Source organism: Cupriavidus sp. SIMBA_020 (assembly GCF_046535395.1).
Classification (GTDB): Bacteria; Pseudomonadota; Gammaproteobacteria; order Burkholderiales; family Burkholderiaceae; genus Cupriavidus; species Cupriavidus campinensis.
In genome coordinates this window covers 1-281 of the sequence record NZ_JAWRWU010000389.1, presented here as the reverse complement: position 1 = coordinate 281, position 281 = coordinate 1, and the positions used below count along the sequence as shown (strand labels likewise).

General features: G+C 66.9%; 1 pseudogene. It reads left to right on the top strand.

From position 1 onward, the window contains the following. Nucleotides 1-281 (top strand): annotated as a pseudogene (locus SB751_RS29720) (TldD/PmbA family protein); the annotation flags it as partial.

Sequence of the window (281 nt, the reverse complement as noted above, 5' to 3'; positions counted from 1 at the left end):
GCTTCAATGGCGGCAAGGTGCGGCAGACGGGCAGCGTGTCGCAAGGCAAGCTGACCTTGCGCCTGATCGACGGCGCGCGCCAGGCTTATTCGACGCTGACCGTATGCGGCGATCCGCAACAGGATCTCGACGAAATCAGCGCGGCGCTCGCCGCCTTGCGTGAAGGCTTGCGCGGCGCGGCGGACGATCCGCATCTGCTGTTCGATAGATCGGCATGGCAGCGAAGCACGCAGCGCTCCGGCAAGCTGCCGGACCCGGACGGCTTGTTGCGCACGGTTGCC